Origin of the sequence: Tateyamaria sp. Alg231-49 (assembly GCF_900143535.1) — a bacterium.
Classification (GTDB): Bacteria; Pseudomonadota; Alphaproteobacteria; order Rhodobacterales; family Rhodobacteraceae; genus Tateyamaria.
Genome location: NZ_FRFA01000007.1, coordinates 68,448 through 88,827, shown reverse-complemented (window position 1 = coordinate 88,827; position 20,380 = coordinate 68,448). Strand labels below are relative to the sequence as shown.

Annotated in this window: 23 protein-coding genes; 18 read left to right on the top strand and 5 right to left on the bottom strand. The window is 58.5% G+C overall.

What is annotated here, in order from left to right:
* Positions 1–135 precede the first annotated feature (135 nt).
* The 5 genes from DHN60_RS12440 (at position 136) to DHN60_RS12420 (ending at position 5,281) form a co-directional block, all read left to right on the top strand.
* Entirely contained in the window at positions 136–1,632 is a 1,497-nt protein-coding gene (locus DHN60_RS12440; RefSeq protein WP_108837644.1) for a replicative DNA helicase, read from the top strand.
* Between the two features lie 169 nt (positions 1,633–1,801).
* A complete protein-coding gene (locus DHN60_RS12435) occupies positions 1,802–2,599 on the top strand; it encodes a DUF1194 domain-containing protein (RefSeq protein WP_108837643.1) in 798 nt (265 codons plus the stop codon).
* A 69-nt stretch (positions 2,600–2,668) separates the two neighbouring features.
* Positions 2,669–3,703 carry an alanine racemase gene (gene alr / locus DHN60_RS12430; RefSeq protein ID WP_108837642.1) on the top strand — a complete coding sequence of 345 codons (1,035 nt, stop codon included), beginning with the start codon at positions 2,669–2,671 and terminating at the stop codon, positions 3,701–3,703.
* Entirely contained in the window at positions 3,700–4,473 is a 774-nt protein-coding gene (locus DHN60_RS12425) for an ABC transporter permease (protein WP_108837641.1), read from the top strand. The genes alr and DHN60_RS12425 overlap by 4 nt, the downstream gene beginning before the upstream one ends.
* 61 nt (positions 4,474–4,534) lie before the next feature.
* Positions 4,535–5,281: an ABC transporter ATP-binding protein gene (locus tag DHN60_RS12420; protein WP_108837640.1), complete on the top strand. Its 747-nt coding sequence runs from the start codon at positions 4,535–4,537 to the stop codon at positions 5,279–5,281.
* Between the two features lie 6 nt (positions 5,282–5,287).
* Here DHN60_RS12420 and DHN60_RS12415 read toward each other — a convergent pair whose 3' ends face one another.
* Both DHN60_RS12415 and DHN60_RS12410 read right to left on the bottom strand, forming a co-directional pair.
* Complete coding sequence (locus DHN60_RS12415; protein ID WP_159089206.1) at positions 5,288–5,821, bottom strand: hypothetical protein; 534 nt, start codon at positions 5,819–5,821, stop codon at positions 5,288–5,290.
* A gap of 35 nt (positions 5,822–5,856) precedes the next feature.
* A complete protein-coding gene (locus DHN60_RS12410; RefSeq protein WP_108837638.1) occupies positions 5,857–6,459 on the bottom strand; it encodes a hypothetical protein in 603 nt (200 codons plus the stop codon).
* A 287-nt stretch (positions 6,460–6,746) separates the two neighbouring features.
* Here DHN60_RS12410 and DHN60_RS12405 point away from each other — a divergent pair, with 287 nt between their 5' ends.
* From DHN60_RS12405 to DHN60_RS12345, 13 genes are all read left to right on the top strand, one after another.
* Positions 6,747–7,199 carry a paraquat-inducible protein A gene (locus DHN60_RS12405; RefSeq protein WP_108837806.1) on the top strand — a complete coding sequence of 151 codons (453 nt, stop codon included), beginning with the start codon at positions 6,747–6,749 and terminating at the stop codon, positions 7,197–7,199.
* 39 nt (positions 7,200–7,238) lie between these two features.
* Complete coding sequence (radA, locus tag DHN60_RS12400; protein ID WP_108837637.1) at positions 7,239–8,603, top strand: DNA repair protein RadA; 1,365 nt, start codon at positions 7,239–7,241, stop codon at positions 8,601–8,603.
* A 63-nt stretch (positions 8,604–8,666) separates the two neighbouring features.
* Positions 8,667–9,224: a CvpA family protein gene (locus tag DHN60_RS12395; RefSeq protein ID WP_108837636.1), complete on the top strand. Its 558-nt coding sequence runs from the start codon at positions 8,667–8,669 to the stop codon at positions 9,222–9,224.
* Positions 9,225–9,833: 609 nt separating this feature from the next.
* The gene (locus DHN60_RS12390) at positions 9,834–10,253 is read left to right on the top strand and encodes a hypothetical protein (protein ID WP_159089205.1); all 420 of its coding nucleotides are present in this window, start codon (positions 9,834–9,836) and stop codon (positions 10,251–10,253) included.
* Between the two features lie 116 nt (positions 10,254–10,369).
* Entirely contained in the window at positions 10,370–11,824 is a 1,455-nt protein-coding gene (gene purF, locus DHN60_RS12385) for an amidophosphoribosyltransferase (protein WP_108837634.1), read from the top strand.
* A gap of 48 nt (positions 11,825–11,872) precedes the next feature.
* Complete coding sequence (locus tag DHN60_RS12380; protein WP_108837633.1) at positions 11,873–12,283, top strand: hypothetical protein; 411 nt, start codon at positions 11,873–11,875, stop codon at positions 12,281–12,283.
* A 113-nt stretch (positions 12,284–12,396) separates the two neighbouring features.
* Positions 12,397–12,675, top strand: coding sequence for a pilus assembly protein PilP (locus DHN60_RS12375; RefSeq protein ID WP_159089204.1), 279 nt, complete (start codon positions 12,397–12,399; stop codon positions 12,673–12,675).
* A gap of 31 nt (positions 12,676–12,706) precedes the next feature.
* Positions 12,707–13,348: an SDR family oxidoreductase gene (locus DHN60_RS12370; protein ID WP_108837631.1), complete on the top strand. Its 642-nt coding sequence runs from the start codon at positions 12,707–12,709 to the stop codon at positions 13,346–13,348.
* Positions 13,349–13,379: 31 nt separating this feature from the next.
* Complete coding sequence (locus DHN60_RS12365; RefSeq protein ID WP_108837630.1) at positions 13,380–14,030, top strand: methyltransferase domain-containing protein; 651 nt, start codon at positions 13,380–13,382, stop codon at positions 14,028–14,030.
* A gap of 108 nt (positions 14,031–14,138) precedes the next feature.
* Positions 14,139–14,921, top strand: a complete 783-nt coding sequence (gene surE, locus DHN60_RS12360) for a 5'/3'-nucleotidase SurE (protein ID WP_108837629.1) — start codon at positions 14,139–14,141, stop codon at positions 14,919–14,921.
* Positions 14,918–15,565, top strand: a complete 648-nt coding sequence (locus tag DHN60_RS12355) for a protein-L-isoaspartate(D-aspartate) O-methyltransferase (protein ID WP_108837628.1) — start codon at positions 14,918–14,920, stop codon at positions 15,563–15,565. Before surE ends, DHN60_RS12355 begins: the two co-directional genes overlap by 4 nt.
* Positions 15,566–15,658: 93 nt before the next feature.
* Entirely contained in the window at positions 15,659–16,825 is a 1,167-nt protein-coding gene (locus DHN60_RS12350) for a peptidoglycan DD-metalloendopeptidase family protein (protein WP_108837627.1), read from the top strand.
* A gap of 560 nt (positions 16,826–17,385) precedes the next feature.
* Entirely contained in the window at positions 17,386–17,919 is a 534-nt protein-coding gene (locus tag DHN60_RS12345) for a hypothetical protein (protein WP_108837626.1), read from the top strand.
* A 220-nt stretch (positions 17,920–18,139) separates the two neighbouring features.
* Here DHN60_RS12345 and DHN60_RS12340 read toward each other — a convergent pair whose 3' ends face one another.
* Genes DHN60_RS12340 through tatB form a run of 3 tightly spaced genes read right to left on the bottom strand, consistent with a single transcriptional unit; the run spans position 18,140 to position 20,377 of the window.
* Positions 18,140–18,988 (bottom strand): ATP-binding protein, encoded by an 849-nt coding sequence (locus tag DHN60_RS12340; protein WP_108837625.1) that lies wholly within the window; start codon positions 18,986–18,988, stop codon positions 18,140–18,142.
* The gene (locus DHN60_RS12335) at positions 18,985–19,908 is read right to left on the bottom strand and encodes a twin-arginine translocase subunit TatC (RefSeq protein ID WP_108837624.1); all 924 of its coding nucleotides are present in this window, start codon (positions 19,906–19,908) and stop codon (positions 18,985–18,987) included. Before DHN60_RS12335 ends, DHN60_RS12340 begins: the two co-directional genes overlap by 4 nt.
* Positions 19,901–20,377 (bottom strand): Sec-independent protein translocase protein TatB, encoded by a 477-nt coding sequence (gene tatB, locus DHN60_RS12330; RefSeq protein WP_108837623.1) that lies wholly within the window; start codon positions 20,375–20,377, stop codon positions 19,901–19,903. The genes DHN60_RS12335 and tatB overlap by 8 nt, the downstream gene beginning before the upstream one ends.
* Between the last annotated feature and the right edge of the window lie 3 nt (positions 20,378–20,380).

The window sequence follows — 20,380 nt, the reverse complement described above, 5'->3', positions numbered from 1 at the left end:
GTTGTAAGGCATTTCTGGCTGGACAGACATACCCACAGGCTTGTCCCCAGCTATTTCCCGATAGCGGGTTCGAGGGCGCTGTGGCACTCCGTGCGCACAGTGGGGCGGACAATAAAATGAGCAGGACAGAGTGAGATGAACGAGATTGCGGCGATCAATCCAACAGGTGTTGCGGTACAAGATGCCGAAACAATGCCGCACTCGACCGAAGCTGAACAACAGCTTTTGGGCGCGATCCTGACCAACAATGACATTTTTGACCGGGTTGCCGCGATCATTCAGCCTGATCATTTCTATGACCCAGTGCATGCCCGCATTTTTGAGATTTCGGCGGCGCGAATTGCCAAGAATAACCTCGCGAGTCCCGTCACTCTCAAAGCGTTCATGGAAGACGATGAGGGTCTGAAGGAACTTGGTGGGCCCGCTTATCTCGCCAGGCTGGCCGGCGCTGCAATCAGTGCCTTTGCCGTGCGCGACTACGCCCAAATCATCTATGATCTGGCTGTGCGCCGCGATCTGATCCAATTGGGTCGTGATATCAGCGCCAAAGCCGCCAAGGTCGAAGTAACCTCGGAGCCCAAAGAGCAGATCGTTGAGGCTGAGCAGGCGCTTTACAAACTGGCGGAACAAGGCACGTCAGAGGGTGGTTTTCAAAGCTTTCTCAAAGCGGTAACTGACGCTGTTAATGTCGCCAACGCCGCTTACCAGCGCGAAGGGGGCCTTGCCGGTATCTCCACCGGTCTTACAGATATGGACAAGAAACTCGGCGGATTGCACTCCTCTGATTTGCTAATCCTTGCGGGCCGCCCGTCGATGGGCAAGACATCACTGGCCACCAACATCGCTTTCAACATCGCCAAATCCTACAAACGCGGCCTGAAACCCGATGGCACCGAAGGCTCCATTCAGGGCGGTGTCGTGGGTTTCTTTTCTTTGGAGATGAGCGCCGAGCAGCTCGCCGCCCGGATCTTGTCAGAGGCATCAGAAGTGCCCAGCGAACAGATCCGGCGCGGCGACATGACAGAAGGTGAATTCCGCCGTTTTGTCGACGCAGCCAAACAGCTTGAAGCCTGCCCGTTGTTCATCGACGACACCCCCGCCATCCCGATCGCACAACTGGCCGCCCGTTCTCGCCGCCTCAAACGGATGCATGGGCTGGATGTATTGATCGTGGACTACCTGCAACTGGTGCGTGGTGGGGCAGAAAATCGGGTGCAGGAAATTGCCGAAATCTCTATGGGGCTCAAGGCCATCGCCAAGGAATTGGCCATTCCCGTCATTGCCCTGTCACAGCTCAGCCGACAGGTCGAAAACCGCGAAGATAAACGCCCACAGCTCAGCGATTTGCGTGAATCCGGATCAATCGAACAGGATGCGGATGTCGTGATGTTCGTATTCCGCGAAGAATACTACAAAGAGCGCGAAAAACCCGGCGATCACGATCTGGAAGCCATGGGCAAGTGGCAAGAAGAGATGGAACGCCTGCACGGTCGCGCCGAGGTTATCATCGGCAAGCAACGGCACGGACCCATCGGCACAGTCGATCTGTCCTTTGAGGGTCGTTTCACCCGCTTTGGCAATCTTGTGCAGCCTTGGCAGCAACAAGGTGGTGGTGACGACGTCGGCTTCTGAGGTCGGCGCGCATTGGGGGCTCTGCCCCCGCCCTGCGGGCTCCCCCGGGATTTTTTAAATCAGAGAAGATGACCGGGGATTGGGCGTTCTGGCCTCACTTGGGTCGCTATCTCTTGCCATGACCGAACTGTGACTGGACAGAATTGCGCGGCTCTGCCCCACTGGCCTTATGTGGCGCGCTCTTGTTTTGCTGTTTTTGCTTATTTCTCAACCTGTGCAGGCAGACGGCCGCGTTGAGGTGGATGTGGAACTGTTCCTCGCCGTAGACGTCAGCCGGTCGATGCAGCCTTTTGAGCTGGAAATTCAGCGCCGGGGGTATGCTGCCGCCCTGACCAGCGATGAAGTTCAGGCCGCCATTGGAGGTGGAATGCTGGGGCGGGTTGCCATCGCCTATGTTGAATGGGCTGGTGTAGACAGCCAGCGCGTGATCGTGCCCTGGACCCTGCTGGAAAGCCGCGCGCAAGCGGAACTGATCGCGCGCCAGATCACTGCCAACTTTGACGACGCCTTGCGTCGCACCTCAATCTCCGGAGCTCTGGACTATGCTGCAACGTCCATCGAGAACAACGCATTTGATGGATTGCGTCGGGTTATCGACGTGTCGGGCGATGGCCCCAACAACATGGGTGATACCGTAACCGCCGCTCGGGACAGGGTGCTGGCGCGCGGCATGACGATCAACGGCTTGCCCCTGATGACCAAAGACGATTCGATCACCTCGCGTTACAATATCGACGATCTTGATGCCTACTACACCGCCTGCGTGACCGGCGGGCGCGGCGCCTTTGTGTTGCCTGTCACCGACTGGGCCGAGTTCGAAGAGGCCGTCCGGCGCAAGCTGGTTCTCGAAATTGCCCCTCGCTCGGTTCCCGAACGTCTGTGGCGCGCGCAAAGCCTGCCCACGTACGATTGCCTCATTGGCGAAAAGATCTGGGAAAAGAACCGCAGCCTGTTTGCTTACCCATAAGAACCAAGTGACCGATACAAAGCACATTTGCCCCTTGACGCTGCGCGGCATGTTGCCAACAAGACAAGCATGACGTCCGCAACCCTGACCATCGATCTTGGCGCTGTTGTGCGCAACTGGCGCGCCCTTGATGCGATGAGCGAAGGGGAAACCGGAGCCGTGGTCAAAGCGAACGGCTACGGGCTGGGCGCGGGCCAGGTTGGTCAGGCGTTGCTGGGCGCCGGGGTGCGCAGCTTTTTCGTCGCTACCGCTGCCGAAGGCACTGATTTGCGCACCGCCATCGGACACGGGCCGCGTATTTTCGTGTTTTCCGGCCATATGGATGGCGACACCCATCAGATACTCGAGGGATCGTTGACACCCTTGCTGAACTCCGTCGATCAAATGTTGCGCCACGTCGAGGCCCTGCCCGGTGCGCCTTTTGGCATTCAACTCGACACCGGCATGAATCGGTTGGGCATGGAACCCGCTGAATGGTCGGCCGTGCGCGACATCGCCGTTGCACAGCGCCCAACGTTGATCATGTCCCACCTGGCCTGCGCGGACACGCCCGATCATAGCATGAACGGCCAACAGCTTGCTGCTTTCCGCGCTATGACGGATGGGCTGGATGTGCCGCGTTCTCTGGCGGCCACGGGGGGGACCCTGCTTGGGACAGACTACCACTTTGACATGACCCGACCAGGTGTCGGGCTTTATGGCGGGCTGCCCTTTGTGGATGCAGAACCCGTTGTGACACTGGATCTGCCCGTCATTCAGGTACGTGATGTGACCGCAGGGGAAACCGTCGGCTACGCCAATGGCTGGACCGCCGAAACAGACGCACGCATTGCAACTGTTTCAGGTGGGTATGCAGACGGGTTAATCCGGGCCATGGGCCCTCGCGCTGTTCTTTTTGCGGGTGACGTGGCCTGCCCTGTCGTGGGCCGCGTGTCCATGGACCTGATCACAGCAGACGTAAGCGCCCTAAGGAACGACCCCACACATCTACAACTGATGGGACGACATCAATCCGTTGACACCGTGGCGGATGCCGCGGGCACCATCGGTTACGAAATCCTGACGCAACTGGGCGCACGTTACGCGCGGACCATACTCGCATGAGCGTTCTTGCAGCCCTCGGGCGGGTGATCCTCGGCCTGTTTGCCGCCATCGGACGGGTCAGCATCTTTGGTGCCCAAACCCTGTCCCACATGTTGCGTCCGCCCTTTTACCCGCGCGAGTTTGCGTTGGCCCTGTTGAACATCGGCTGGCTGTCGCTGCCTGTAGTGGGGCTGACGGCCATCTTTACGGGCGGCGCGCTGGCCTTGCAAATCTACGCTGGCGGCGCACGTTTCAACGCCGAAGCTGTGGTGCCTCAGATCGTGGCGATCGGTATGGTGCGCGAATTGGGGCCCGTTCTGGTTGGGTTGATGATCGCAGCGCGGGTCACCTCCTCAATTGCTGCTGAAATCGCGACAATGAAAGTGACCGAGCAGATCGACGCCCTAGTCACCCTGTCAACGCATCCGATGAAATACCTCACAGCGCCGCGCGTATTGGCCGCAACGCTTGTTGTCCCGCTTTTGGTGGCTGTCGGCGACGTTATCGGGATCTTTGGCGGATATGCCGTTGCGACAGGTACGCTTGGCTTCAACGCGGCGGCCTACATCCAGAACACGGTCGATTTCCTGCAACTGCGTGACATCACCTCCAGCCTTGCCAAAGGAGCAGTCTTTGGCTGCATCGCTGCTCTTATGGGCTGTTATTTCGGAATGAACACCGGACGCGGCGCCCAAGGTGTGGGGCGCGCCACCAAGGGGTCTGTCGAGGCCGCAGCGGTCCTGATCCTTGCCGCCAACTTCGTTCTTACGGGGGTGTTTTTCTCGTTATGACAAACTTGCACATCTTCATCTTGCCCAATCCAACCCGCCCAGACGTCATAGGCACGGCGCTATGATCACACTTGACGACGTTCACAAATCCTTTGGGTCAAACGATGTTTTGCGCGGCGTCAATCTCCACGTCGCCAAAGGCACATCGATGGTCATCATCGGAGGCTCCGGAACCGGAAAATCAGTGGCGATCAAATCGATCCTCGGCCTTGTCACCCCGGACAGCGGGACCATAACCGTCGACGGCACAGACGTGACCAAGGCCGACCGAGATGCGTTTCTGGCCCGCTTCGGGATGCTGTTCCAAGGCGGCGCCCTCTTTGACAGCTTGCCCGTCTGGCAAAACGTCTCCTTCCGCCTGCTGCGTGGATCACTTGCCAAACCAAAGGAAGAAGCCCGCGCCATCGCTGTCGAAAAACTACGCCGGGTCGGACTGACCGCGGATGTGGCCGACCGGCTTCCCGCAGAACTATCTGGCGGTATGCAAAAGCGTGTGGGATTGGCCCGCGCCATCGCGGCCGATCCCGAAATCATCTTCTTTGACGAACCCACAACCGGGCTTGACCCGATCATGGCCGGGGTCATCAACGACCTGATCCGGGAAATCGTCACCGAAATGGGGGCGACGACGATGACGATCACGCACGACATGAGTTCAGTGCGCACCATCGCAGATCACGTGGCCATGCTGCACGCTGGTAAAATCCGCTGGACCGGGCCTGTCGCCGAGATGGACAGCGCCGGCGATCCTTACGTAGATCAGTTCATCCATGGCCGTGCCGAAGGACCGATCGAAGCTGTGCGCTAGCGCGGTTCAAGGTCGCGGCAGATATTTGGGCATCGTGTCCTTCGCCAAATCCATCAGAGACTCATATTCCTGAACCACATTGCCTGTCGTCCGCCACAGCCGTCTGACTTCACTGTGTTTCATACCGGTCATTGGCGATATCGAAACCTCTGCACTCGCCAACCGCGCCCCGCTTTTGGCGTCATAAAAATCCAACCACCCGACAAGAGTGGTAAACGTCTCGGACACGGTGCGCAGTCGCATCGTGTAAAGCACGAATTCCGCTCGAACCTCTTGCTTACCTTGGCGCGACGCCGGGATGAGACTGTTTGCCATCACCTCCTTGAGGTCTGCCAGAACACGGTTTTGGTTTAGACCGTAGGCGCTGATGGTGGACAGACGAATGTGCTCAAATTCAGTTTGCAACAGTGGTACTCGCCGATCGCCTTTTTTGAAAACTTGCGCAGACACACTGGTCACTCGAAAGCTTTGGTCCGACGCCACCGGACCGGGTGGATCAACACATCCAGCCAACATGACGCTCAGAAGCGAAACGACCATAAATGCTTTGATGCCAGTTCCTTGAAACACACGTCTCACTGAACTTGCACCCAGAGTGTAATGGCATAGTCACCCGACGCTGTTGACCCCGCTGACACAGCCGCTTGCAAGTCTGCTACGGCAACCAATTCCTTCTTTGTATTGGTAAAATCCGTGAACCTCTCTTCAAAAAGCTGACAAGACGCGAGAAACGGCCCAAGAGTTTCACCATTTGCACGGAAATTTCCGGAGCAAGCAATGTTCCCGGGGCGCCGACCCGTCAGCTCCGTTTTGAACCCATAGCCCACTGTCAAATTACTCCTAACGACACCTTCACCACGCATCCCGTTGGTACAGGTCAATTTAACGACCGCCTGGTTGGCCCCTTTGAGTGCGCCACTTTTTTTGCCGCTACAACGTACTGTCCGGCTTGCGGTTTGAAAGCGCGCTTTGACGGGCGCGCCAGCCTGCGCCGGACCGGCGAGTATCTTGCCAGAACGGTTCAAAACCTCCACCGGTTGTGTGATTGAGGCGCTGGTTTGCGCCGCGTCTATCGGCAGGATGATGGGTGCCGCGACAAGCGCAATTGGCGCCAGTATCAATACTTCGCACCCCGAAAGCAGCGCTGCGACCGCACCGGCGAGAAAATAGGTTTTCATGGAGGATATTCCTTCAAAATTTTCTAATTAAAATAATTAGATGAAACCACCGTGCGCGATTTTTCGTCAATGAGGCAGTCTGGATATCCATACCCTTGCGTACAGGATGTTCTCAGCGTCTAACCGTTGATCCAACGCCAACTCCACGCCTACGCAAGCGGCAAACCCAACATGCAAGCACGCGGCATCAAACTCCCTTCGTTCGTGGTTCGTGAGGGCAACCCAACCGTCGCCCTCTCGGGTGCGTCGCCCTTGTGGCGGAGATGCGCAGCGTCTACTTCTCCAACATGACCGCGCCGAAATTCGTTAATCTGTCCCTGCTGATCTTATTTCCCATCGCGTGGTTTGCCCCACTAATGCGTGCGGGGCTCCTGCCCCTCTTTGGGCTTAGCGAAATCTCGGTCATTACCGGGCTGCAGTCTCTGTGGGGGTCAGACATCTTCCTTGCGATCGTTGTCGCGGTCTTTGCGCTCATAGCCCCGATTTTGAAAACTTTCGCTCTGGCATTGGTCCATTGGGATGTCCTGACGCCACGGATCACCCCCCTGCTCGGGATCCTTGGCAAACTCGCTATGGCCGACATCTTCCTCATAGCCCTCTATATCACTCTGGCCAAAGGGATTGGCGTCGGACGGCTCGAAACCGCGTGGGGCCTTTACCTGTTCACGGCCTGCATCCTCGCTTCGCTCTGGGTCAGCTGGCGGACAGAACGCGGCGCAAAGGCCGAGCGCGCGGAATAGGGCTTTACCCCACAGCAGCGCGCTGGCACTCCTTGCCCCATGGCCAAATCACCCTCCTTTTCCTGCTCAGCGTGCGGCGCGTCTTTCACCAAATGGTCCGGACGCTGTGACAGTTGTGGGGAATGGAACACCATTTCAGAGGATACCGGCCTGTCCGTTGGTCCGGGCGCCAAATCTCTCGGGGCCAAACGGGGCACCGGCATCGCCCTGAGCGATCTGCGCACCGAAGAGGCACCGCCACCCCGCACGGCATCAAAGATGGCCGAACTCGACCGCGTGTTGGGCGGTGGCCTTGTTCCCGCCTCAGCGATCCTCGTGGGTGGGGACCCCGGCATAGGTAAATCCACGCTCTTGCTCCAAGCCGCAGCGCAATTCGCGCGCGGTGGCCTAAAAACCATTTACGTGAGCGGAGAAGAAGCCAGCGCCCAAGTGCGTATGCGCGCCCAGCGCCTTGGTCTTGGGGATGCGCCGGTGCAATTGGCTGCAGACACCAACCTGCGCAACATCCTCACAACGCTGGAAGCCGAAGCTCCGGGCCTCGCTATCATAGATTCGATCCAGACCATGTGGCTCGACACCGTCGATAGCGCCCCCGGCTCGGTCAGTCAGGTGCGCGCCGCCGCTCATGAGCTCACAACCTTCGCCAAACGCAAAGGGGTCAGCGTCGTCCTTGTCGGCCACGTGACCAAGGAGGGTCAGATCGCTGGCCCCCGCGTCGTCGAACACATGGTCGACACCGTACTCTATTTTGAGGGGGAACGCGGCCACCAGTTCCGTATCTTGCGGGCCGTCAAAAACCGCTTTGGTCCTGCCGAAGAAATCGGCGTGTTCGAAATGACCGGCGCGGGGCTGGCCGAAGTCACCAACCCTTCCGCGTTATTCCTGTCCGAACGTGGCACGCCCTCACCGGGTTCGGTTGTCTTTGCGGGCATCGAAGGGACACGCCCTGTCCTGTGCGAATTACAGGCGCTTGTCGCCCCGACGCCGCACAGCCAACCGCGACGGACGGTGGTGGGTTGGGATGGCGGTCGCCTTGCTATGATCCTCGCCGTTCTCGAAGCGCGCTGTGGCATCCCTTTTGCCGGACTTGACGTCTATCTTAACGTGGCGGGGGGAATGAAAATCTCAGAACCGGCTGCGGACCTCGCTGTGGCGGCTGCATTATTATCCGCTCGAGAAGACAGCGCCCTACCCGCTGATACGGTTGTTTTTGGCGAAATCAGCCTATCTGGGGCGCTCAGACCCGCCCCTCAGACCGAAAACAGGTTGAAAGAAGCCCAAAAACTTGGTTTTGCATCTGCCATCGCCCCTAAAGGGGGCAAAGCATATGGATCGCAAGGAATGACGCTCAACCTGATGAGCGATTTGACCGGGTTTGTGGGCGAGGTCTTTGGCGCCGGATAATGCCAACGGATGAACGGGACGTCGGCCGTATGGCCCAAGTCGAGCAGAAGAAGGAAAAGGACCATGGAAGGGTTCACCATCATTGACGGCATTGTGGCCGTGGTCATCATCCTGTCGGCGCTGCTAGCCTATGGGCGCGGTATCGTGCGTGAAGTCATGGCTATTGCGGCGTGGATCGCGGCGGCTGTCCTGGCGTTCTTGTTTGCCCCGCGCGTCGAACCTTTGGTGCGCGAAATTCCAGTGGTTGGCGAGTTCCTCGCTGACAGTTGCGAATTGAGCATGATCGGTGCTTTTGCGCTCGTCTTTGCGGTGGCGCTGATTGTAGTCTCTCTCTTTACCCCGCTGTTTTCATCCCTTGTGCAACGTTCGGCAGTTGGCGGGATCGATCAGGGCATGGGCTTTCTCTTTGGGGTGGCGCGTGGCGTCTTGCTGGTGGCAATCGCCTTTTTTGTCTACGACACCGTGATAACAGGTCAGGAATACACCATCGTCGACGAAAGCCGGTCAGCCGCCGTGTTCGGACGTTTCACCGGCCAGATCGAAGAGCAAAATCCCGAAGAGGCTTTGGGCTGGATTACGGCCCAATACGAGGCCCTCGTGGGAAATTGCACAGCTGAGTGATGCTCTGACAGTCAACTCACTTGTGCTGATCTGCAATTTTCTTGGCGATGCCACTGCGGTCAATGCGGTTTTGCCCAGAAGGTGCCCTTAAAAACCACGTCTCGCGTTCCGGTCACTACGAAAATGAGCAGACCGGCGACGAACACTTGAAGCGCAAGGCATCGCTTTGGTGCCAGTCGGCCAATGTGGCCTGAAGTTAACCTCAGAATCATCCGGCTTAATCACGATTTGCGCGTGCAGCCAGAACCGTCGCGACTTGGGCTTCAGGCGATCATAGTAAACACCCGGTTAATCGCGTGGCCCAAACGTGCAAAGTGAGCCCCCTGTAAACCCCTCTGGCATCTGAGGTGAAACAGAGCCCGCCTATCGCCCTCTTTGTGACGAAAAAGCGGCAGATTTGTGATGCGTTTTTGGTGGCAGAAGACAGTCACACAAACCACACCGGAGAGCCAAAATGTTCCTCAATCATGACGCCGCCTTCACAACGTTTGCACCAACCGTTCACCCAAACTTTCCCCAGTACACCGCTACGCTAAGCGCCCAGACCAGACCAGACTGGAAACAACACGTGGCTGGGCCAGCGTTGATGACCTGATTGCGGGGGACCGCGTGGCGACGATGGATGGCGGTTTTGCCACCATCACAGCCATCGCCCATCCCAAACAACGCGCCCCTTTGGTGCATGTGCCGGGCGGCGTGCTGTCGACGTGTTCTGACGTTGCACTGCCGGCAGATGGCCACATCGCTTTGACACCTCCGGCGCGATGGTCGCAGGCCCCCGTGGTGTCTGTTCCGATCAAGGCGCTCAGCGGGTGGAACGGCATTCGGCCCACCCTGTTCGCGGGCCCCGACCTAGCCACCCTGCATTTCGAGGAAGAAGAAATGATCTATGCCCAGACCGGCCTTTTGATCCACGCGTTTGACGGAAGCGCCGTCAGCTTTTACCCGGCCCTCAATTACGGTGACACACGTGCCCTTTTGGCCCTGTTGGATGGCAAAATGCCCGCACCCGACGCTGCAGCGGCTTAAAGGTCGTTTGAAGTGTGATCCTTTCGTGACAGGGCTGGCCGGGCTTGCTACACCCCGGCTAACCCTTTTCACGGATTCGGAGCTGCCCCTTGTCCGACCAAGACGCCGACGCGCTAATGCCCCCTGCCCATCCGTTTGATGATGACAAGTTAAAGGAGGAGTGCGGCATATTTGGAGTTCTCGGCACAGTAGATGCCGCCAACTTTGTCGCGCTTGGCCTGCATGCCTTGCAACATCGCGGACAAGAAGCGGGCGGTATAGTTTCTTACCACCCCGACCACGGCTTTAACTCTGCACGCCGCTTTGGTTATGTACGTGACAACTTCACATCGCAAAAAGTTATGGAAACACTGCCCGGTGCGCTGTCTATCGGTCACGTGCGCTACTCCACCGCAGGGTCCAAGGGTCAAACCGCCATCCGTGACGTCCAGCCTTTCTTTGGCGAATTTGCAATGGGTGGGGCTGCAATTGCTCACAACGGCAATATCACCAATGCCGACGCGCTAAGACGTGAGTTGATCGAGCGCGGATCGATCTTTCAATCTTCCTCAGACAGCGAATGCATCATCCATCTGATGGCACGCTCTTTGCAACGCAACATCCCCGAACGCATGGAAGACGCCTTGCGCCGGGTCGAAGGCGCTTTTTCCGTTGTGGCGATGACACGCACCAAGCTGATCGGCGTGCGCGACCCCTTGGGCGTCCGCCCTCTCGTGCTGGGTCAACTGCCGACAGGCTGGGTGCTCAGTTCCGAAACCTGCGCGCTCGACATCATCGGCGCCGAGTTCGTGCGCGAGATTGAGCCGGGCGAGATGGTTGTCATCACCGATGCCGGTGTCGAAAGCCATCATCCGTTCCGCCGTCAAAAATCGCGCTTTTGCATTTTTGAACACGTCTATTTCTCGCGCCCCGACAGCATTCTGGGTGGGCGCAGCGTCTATGAAACCCGCGAAAACATCGGGCGTGAACTGGCCAAAGAAGCCCCTGTTGATGCGGATCTTGTCTGCCCGGTCCCTGACAGTGGTACGCCCGCGGCCATCGGGTATTCGCTGGAATCCGGCATCCCCTATGCGATGGGCATCATTCGCAACCAGTACATGGGCCGCACCTTCATTGAACCGACAGAGCAGATCCGCAACATGGGTGTGCGTCTCAAACTCAACGTCAACCGCGCCCTGATCAAGGGCAAGCGTGTGATCCTCGTGGACGACTCGGTGGTGCGCGGCACGACCTCGCGCAAGATCAAGGAAATGATCCTCGATGCTGGTGCGAAAGAGGTACACTTCCGCATCGCATCGCCCCCCACCGCTTGGCCTTGTTTTTATGGCGTGGACACACCGCAACGGGAAAAACTGCTTGCCGCTACAATGAGCGAAGCCGAGATGACCGAACATCTGGGTGTGGACAGCCTCAAATTCATCTCGCTGGACGGGCTATACCGCGCCGTGGGCGAAGCTAATGGACGGGATGCAAGCAGCCCGCAATACTGCGATGCGTGTTTCTCTGGCGAATACCCAGTGAAGCCAGCCGACATGATCGAAAAAGGGTTCGAAATGAAGGCGGCAGAGTGATCACCATCTGTTGACACAAACCGTCAACAGGATGTGCAATCCTTGGGTATGCACCCCATTGGCCCCGATATCCTCAATACAATTGCCGCATGGCCACCATCGGCACAACAGCATCTGCTAAGTGCACGCGCCATCGCTTTTGAAACTGCGGAAACCGCATCTAACGGTCCACTGAGCGAGTCCCTCAAATGGGGCCAACCTGCATGGCGCCCAAGCCGCCCGCGCACCGGGTCCACCCTGCGCCTTAACTGGTCGCCTGACTGGCCCGGCCAACTGCTGGCCTATGTGGATTGCAAAACCGACCTCGCCAGCCAGATGTCTACCCGCTTTCCCCAACAGTTCGGAAATGACGGACGGCGCAGCCTTGCTTTCGATCTCGACGTACCGTTGCCTCAGGACGCAATTGCGCAACTGGCGCACCTGACCTTTACCTATCACCGGCAGAAATTGTCCCGCTGACCCATGCCGCTGCGTCAATGGGCAAGTCTTGGCCCATGCGACATTTGACCCATTTTGCAGTGTCAAAGACCGTGTTAGCGCCCGCCTCTTGCAGTTTACCAACAAGAGGCATCATGTCCGAAAAGACAAACTCCACCACCGCCAAACTGGCGACCCAATCGGGTGTCCTGCCATTGCGCAGCTTGCAACTGATCGGGACGGTTACCAGTGAAAACACCCGGCGGGCACTGCTGCGTCAGGCGGATCGCAAAATCAAGACTGTGTCTGTCGGGGACAAGCTGCGCCAGGGCACGGTCGTCGCCATCGACGAAGGCATTGTGATCCTGAACACCACCAACGGCACACACACTTTGCGCATTCCGACCGCACCGCAACCGCGCGCTGCCGCTTGACGCCCCGCACCGCGCGGGGCAAGACGCCGACATGACAAAAACAGCACTCATCACCGGTGCCTCGCGCGGCCTTGGCCACGCCTTGGCCCTCACCCTTGCGCCAACGCACCACATTATTGCTGTGGGTAAGACCACCGGCGCGCTCGAAGAGCTGGATGACCAAATCAAGGCGCTTGGCGGATCAGCAACCCTTGCACCCATGGACATTACGGTTGAAGCGGCAATGCAAACGCTGTGCCGGGGCATCCATGATCGTTGGAGTGGCTTGGACATATGGGCGCACACGGCAATCCATGCGGCACCTCTGGCGCCAGTTGCCATGATCGATGCCAAGGACATGAGCAAATCAGTAGCAGGCAATGTCACCGCCACTGCGACGCTGATCACCTACATCGCGCCTCTTCTTGGGACAGAAGGAACAGCCCTGTTCTTTGACGACCCACAGGCAGGCATGCCGTTCTATGGCAGCTACGGCGCAACCAAGGCGGCACAAATCGCACTGGCACGCTCTTGGCAGGCCGAAACCGGGCGCACCGGCCCGCGCGTGCACATCGCAACACCCGCCCCAATGCCAACGGCCACCCGCGCCCGCTTTCACCCGGGCGAAGACCGCAGCCCCCTTGCCGACCCGATGGCCGAAGCCGAACGGATCGTGACCGCACTCGCCCCTTGAAGTCAAAGACCAGCCATGGCTGACTAAGGCCATGCTGCGCATTTCACCTCGCTTTGACCGGCCCCGCCCCGCCTCTGGTCGCAACACGCTTGCCCGCATCTATGATGCTGCTGAAACAGGCTGGCAGGACGGCATTTCCAAACTCGGCTTTGTGGAAGCTTACAGCGATCTGATGGGGCAGTGCCCCAACACATCTGTACAGCATCCAAAGGTTATGGATGTGGGCACTGGCACCGGGGCCTTTGCAAGCGCGTGGATCAACGCACATGGCGCGCCGGCGGCACTGACGCTTACTGATATTTCCTCGGCTATGCTGGCATCGGCCGCGTCCCGCCTGCCGGGGGCACGGGCAATCCACGCGGGCCTCGGCACCGCGATGCCGGATGTACCGCCCCAGAACGTGGTCCTTTGCGCCCATGTGATCGAACACCTTGATGATCCGATCGCGGCGCTGAGTTGGCTCTTTGACCGCTTGACCCCGGGCGGGCACCTTGTGATGGCGCTCTCGAAACCGCACTGGTGTACGGCGTTCGTCCGCTGGCGCTGGGGCAACGCCGCCTACCCGCCCCAAAAGGTTCAAAGCATGCTCGCGCGCGCAGGCTTTTGCGATATTGGCGCCTATCCTTTCGCCAAAGGCCCACCCTCGCGCGTCTCTCATGGGTACATCGCGCGCCGTCCGTAACCCACGGGCAACGGTCCTCATTCTCTGACTTAAAAAAATCCCCGCCGGAGGCTCCCGCAGTTGCCCCACACGCACCCGCCCCATAGTAAAGAAAGAAAAGGGCAACCCATGCGCATTCTCATCACCAATGACGACGGCATTTCGGCACCCGGCCTCGCCGTTCTCGAAACCATCGCGCATGACTTGGCCGGACCGGGCGGAGAAGTCTGGACCGTTGCGCCTGCCTTTGAACAATCAGGCGTCGGGCACTGCATCAGCTATGCGCGCCCCTTCATGATCCAAAAAATCGGACCCACCCGCGTCGCAGTCGAAGGCAGCCCCGCAGATTGCGTGCTGGCAGGGCTATTTGAAGTCATGAACGAACGCCCCGACCTGATCCTGTCTGGCGTGAACCGCGGCAACAACTCGGCTGAAAACGCGCTTTACTCTGGCACGCTCGGCGGGGCGATCGAAGGGGCCTTGCAAGGCGTGCTGTCCATCGCGTTTTCTCAGTATTTCGGACCCGGAAATCGCGACCTCGATGACCCGTTCGAGGCGTCACTGGCCCATGGCAAAGACGTGATTGAGCGGATTGTCGCCAACACTCCGAAGAACCAACCGGATTATCAACTCTTTTACAACGTCAATGTGCCACCCGTTGCGGCCAAAGATGTCAAAGGGATTGCGCTGGTCCCACAAGGGCTGCGCCCTGGGGTTGGTTTTCACACCGAGGCGACCACATCTCCTTCGGGTCGGCAGTTCCTTTGGATCAAGGGCGGCAACCAACAGGTGCAAAGCGCACCTGGCACGGATGCTGCAGTCAATCTGGATGGCTACATCTCGGTCACGCCAATGCGCGCTGACTTTACCGCCCACGACATGTTCGACACTTTGGGGGCCATCGCCACATGAGTGAAGACGACCTCGCAACCCGCAAAATGCAGTTCCTTTACGCCCTGCGGTCGCGCGGCGTGACGGACAAGCGGGTGCTTGAGGCAATGGAAGCGATTGACCGCGGCCCCTTTGTGCGTGGGCTATTTGCCGAGCGGGCATACGAGGATATGCCCCTGCCCATCCCATGTGGGCAGACGATCAGCCAGCCGTCGGTCGTGGGGTTGATGACGCAGGCGCTCAATGTCAGTCCACGCGACAAGGTGCTCGAAATCGGCACCGGGTCTGGCTATCAGGCCGCCATTCTCGCGAAACTGGCACGCCGGGTCTACACCATCGACCGACACCGCCGCCTCGTGCACGAGGCCCGCGAAATCTTTGCCCAGCTTGATTTGCATACGATCACAGCCATCACAGGTGACGGCAGCCACGGGCTGGCCGATCAGGCCCCCTTTGACCGGATCATCCTGACAGCGGCCGCCGAAGATCCGCCCGGCCCCTTGCTGGCTCAACTGAAAGTCGGTGGGATCATGGTGTTGCCCGTCGGCCAATCCGATGCCGTGCAAAGTCTGATCCGGGTCAACAAGACGGAGACTGGCCTTGAGTATCACGAATTACGCGACGTGCGTTTCGTGCCACTGCTCGAGGGCTTGGGCAAAGAGTAAAACTGGTGTAAAACATCGGCGAGGCGGTACCAAACGTGGTGCCATGATCCGGCAATACCCCCAAACAGAGGGGTCCGGCAGAGGACGATGCAGATGACACCGACCAATCCCCCAGCGCGTTTTGGGCGCATCATGATTGCCACGCTCAGCTTGGGTGTGCTTGTGGCATGCGACGAACCGCTCGACTTTGACCTGCGCGGGCCCGAAGGCGGGTTCAACACCCGCGAGGCGGCACGAAATGCCACCGTTGACCGGCCCGAACCGGATGCACGCGGGGTGATCTCTTACCCTAACTATCAGGTGGCCGTCGCACGGCGCGGTGATACGGTCGCAGAGGTGGCTCTGCGTGTCGGCCTGCCCGCGGATGAGTTGGCACGGTTCAACGGGATCGCAGTAGACGTCCCCCTGCGACAGGACGAAATCATCGCCCTGCCCCGCCGGGTGTCTGAACCAACAGGTGCGATCGGCGCGCCAAGCAGCGTGGATGTGAGCACATTGGCAAGTTCGGCCATTGATCGCGCAGAACCCACACCCGCCGCTCCGCGAGTGGCGACCACCGCGCTGCCTGAGACCGGTCAGGAACCGATCCGCCATCAGGTCGAACGCGGTGAGACCGCCTTTACCATTGCGCGCCTCTATGGTGTGCCCGTCAAATCGCTTGCCGAATGGAATGGTCTGAACACAGATTTCGCTGTGCGCGAAGGTCAGTACCTGCTCATCCCCGTGGCCCGCGTCGCCCCGCCGTCAAACACAACACCGCTGCCTGGCACAGGCTCGGACACACCAACCCCTCCAAGCGCGACGAAACCCCTGCCCGCAGACGACACCGCAAGTGCCGCTGCAGCGGCCGCCGCCGCCACGACCGAATCCGTCGCCGACGTAGGAGAGACCAGTCCGTCAAAGAGCAACGCTGCGATGCAGGTCCCTGTGCAGGGCAGCATCATCCGTGGATATTCCAAAGGTCGCAATGACGGGATCGACATCAAGGCCGCACCCGGCACACCCGTGAACGCCGCTGCCAGTGGCACCGTGGCCGCCATCACCAAAAGCGCTGAGGGTGTTCCGATCATCGTCGTGCGCCACCCAGACAACCTGTTGACGGTCTATGCCAATGTGGCCGGGGTTAAAGTGACCAAGGGGGATGCGGTCAAACGTGGAGAGGCAATAGCCCAACTGCGCGACAGCGCCGATCAGGCCTTTGTGCATTTTGAGGTGCGCGACGGGTTTGATAGCGTCGATCCGTCGAATTACTTGCCCTGATAGGGCCCTCCGTCGCAGATGTTGAGCGCTATTTCGCGCATGATTCAACTGATCGTGCCCATCACGGAACGCTCGAACCGATCAGGGCAGCCCCAAAAACGGGCTGGTCTTCAGTTGTGAAACAGCGCCCACCTGTGACCCCGCGTCTAGGCCACCCTCAGGTCTTCTGGTGTGCCGCAATTTGTGAAACCTGCCCACGCGTCGCGCGCAATCGGTTCATTTCAGCCCTTAATCATAAGCACTTTTCATGTCTGCTTTGCGAACAAATTGTCACATGCACGGACAGCGAAAAACTCCGCCGCGCTACCATGCAAGACTCAGAACAGCGACGCCATAAGCAAATGGCCGCAAACCAAAATCACCGGAATTCGATACGTTTTGACATTATAACGTATGTTTTGAACCGGATGCACGACGGCGAACACGCTTTCAATCGGCAGGTGATCCTGCCGCAACCTTACTATTTATGGCGCCGTGGGGCTTCGCTAGGCGGTCAAGAGTCAAAGCCTTGAGAGCCAGCCTGCGCCGTTCTCTAACTAAAAATTGAAAGAGAGACCAAAATGAACTTTATGAAAATCACCGCCAGCGCATGTATTGCAGCTCTGAGCTTTGCAGTACCAGCACAAGCCGCAGATCCAATTCCGGGCGCGGCAGATGGATTCGCAGTCTACGGATCACCCGTTGAAGGATGGAACATCTTTGTCGACGCCGAGCGTGAAGCATGCCTGATTGAGCGTACTGACGACTTTGGACATGCGATCCAGATCGGCCTGACAAAAAACAAGAAGCATGCCTACATCGGTGTGTTCACATTGGCTGATGTTGATATCAAAAACCGCCAAAAAGTCGAAATCGACGTGAACGGTTTTGTTTTCGACGGCCGCGCGCGCGGTATGAAGAGCAAAGAACTGCGTGGCGACTACAAGGGCGCTTACTTCAAAATCAAAGACGACAACATGGTCAACGCCATCATGCAGGAAGGCACACTGACTGCATTCCCGAAAAAGTCAAAGCAACCCATCAAGGTCGATTTGTCAGGTGTTAGCGCAGCTGTTGAAGAAGCACGCAAGTGCAATGACGGCATTTCAGGCTAAACCTAAAGTGGCGGGCAGCACTGATCTGCCGTTCTCGTGCACGGATGTTGCACGTGCCTAAGGCTGGATCAGCTGTATAAGCGAAGGGCTTTGCAATTCGTTTGGAGCCACAGAGTTGAACCCCGCAATTTTGCGGGGATCTTTCTTTTCTGGGTAGATTTCAAGCTGAAAGCCGCCTGGACTGTAAAACACGGCATCGCGACACCGCGTTGACCGTTGATCAGGCCAAAAGGCTTACACCTCGTCGCCCAGCCAGATCACAGAAAAACTGCCATGCGACCCTGCCCGACCGCGACCCGCGTGTGGCCTGCCACTCGATCGCTTCGGCCCACAGGGTGTCGTCGTCAATCTCGACGCCATAGGCCGCGCAGTACCCACGGATCATTGCAAGGTACTGGTCCTGATCACAGGCATGGAAGCCCAACCAAAGCCCAAAGCGGTCCGACAGAGACACCTTTTCTTCAACGGCCTCGGACGGGTTGATCGCACTTCCGCGCTCGTTCTCGATCATGTCGCGTGGCATCAGGTGGCGGCGGTTTGACGTGGCATAAAGGATCACGTTATCCGGACGGCCTTCGATCCCGCCGTCCAGCACCGCCTTGAGGGATTTATAGTGCTGATCGTCGTGGGAAAAGCTGAGGTCGTCGCAATAAAGCACAAAGCGCGCCTGCTCTGCCTGCCGCATCACGGCCAGCAAACGGCCCACGGACGGCAGGTCTTCGCGGTGCAGTTCTACAATCTTCAATTGCGGAAATTCTGCTTCAAGGGCGCCATGTATCGCTTTGACAAGGCTGGATTTTCCCATACCGCGCGCACCCCACAAAAGAGCATTGTTCGCTGGCAGACCTTTGGCAAACTGGCGGGTGTTGGCCAGCAGCGTATCTCGTGACCTCTCAACCCCCAGCAGCAGCTCCAGCGGGATCCGGGACACCTGTGCCACAGGCTCCAGGCGGTCCGGCTCCGTACCCCAGACAAATGCACTGCTGGCCTCAAAGTCGGGTGCTGCCATCGGCGCAGGAGACATCCTCTCAAGCGCCGCCGCGATGCGGTCCATAGGATCGTCAATCATGGCTTCGCGTCGTCCTCAGTCACATCGTCCTCGTCATCCTCGTCGTCATAGTAACCCTCGGCGCGCAGCTTGGCCTCGCGCTTTTTCTCAACGCGGGCAACGAGGAAGATGGAGATTTCATAAAGGCCGTAGACCACCGTGAACAAAATGCCTTGGGTGATCACGTCTGGGGGCGTCACAAGCGCGGCCAACACCAGAATGCCGACCATTGCGTACTTGCGCACATTCCCAAGGCCTTCGGCACTGACAAGACCCGCCTTGCCCATCAGGGTCAAAAGGACGGGCAGCTGAAAGCACAGGCCAAAGGCCATGATGAATTTCAACGTGATATCAAGGCTTTCGTTCACCTTCCCAAAGAAAGTGATACGAATGCCTTCGCTCGTCTCTGGGGCCACCGGCACGGCCACATCCGGCACAACGTCGGGGCTGACAAATCCGTTCATGAGCCCGGCAATGATCGACGGCACATCAGCAAAGCCAAGGAAAAAGGCCATAGCCAGTGGAGTCACAACGAAATGTGCGAACGATGCGCCAAGGAAAAACATCAGTGGCGAGGCAATCAGAAACGGTAGAAACGCGTTCTTTTCCTGCCGATACAGGCCCGGCGCCACAAAGCGCCACATCTGAAAGCCAATCACAGGAAACGCGAGTGCAAATCCGAACACCATCGAGATGCGGAACAGCGTGAACAGGTACTCTTGAGGCGAGGTATACTGCATCGTCGGAGACGGATCGCCGAGGTCGCGCAAGGTCTCTTCAATTGGCCCAAGCAGGAATTGCAGGATCGGTTCGGCCACAGCAAAGGCCAGAATGATACCGATCAAAAACGCGATGACCGAACGGATCAGGCGCGTGCGCAGTTCGGCCAGATGCTCGATCAGCGGCGCGGTGCTGTCATCAACGTCGGACGTGTCAGCCATCTTTGCTCTCTTCTTTCGCCTCGCTGGGTGCCGCAGCCTCCAACTCTTCCGCCTTCTGTAGGGCGTCGGCAGCTTCTTTTGCCTTGCGCTCGGCTTGGGCACGCGCGGTTGCCGCTTGAATTTTTCGTGCGTTTTCAGCGCGCTCTGCCTTGTCGGCAGCCATCTTGCCGGTCTCGCTCTCTGGATCGAGGTTGTTCAGGGCCGAGGTCACGTCCTTGGCCGCATCTTTCACCCCGTCCATCGCAGCACCCATTGGGTTACTCGCCGTCTTGATCGACTTTTGGATGTCTTTCACGCCCGCCTCGTCCGCTGCCTGATTCATGGCAGAGGAAAACTCACGCGCCATACCCTTGGCCTTGCCAACCCAACGGCCGACATTGCGAAACAGCACGGGCAGATCCTTGGGGCCGATCACGATCAACGCGACGATCCCGACCACCAGCATCTCGGTCCAGCCGAGGTCGAACATGGC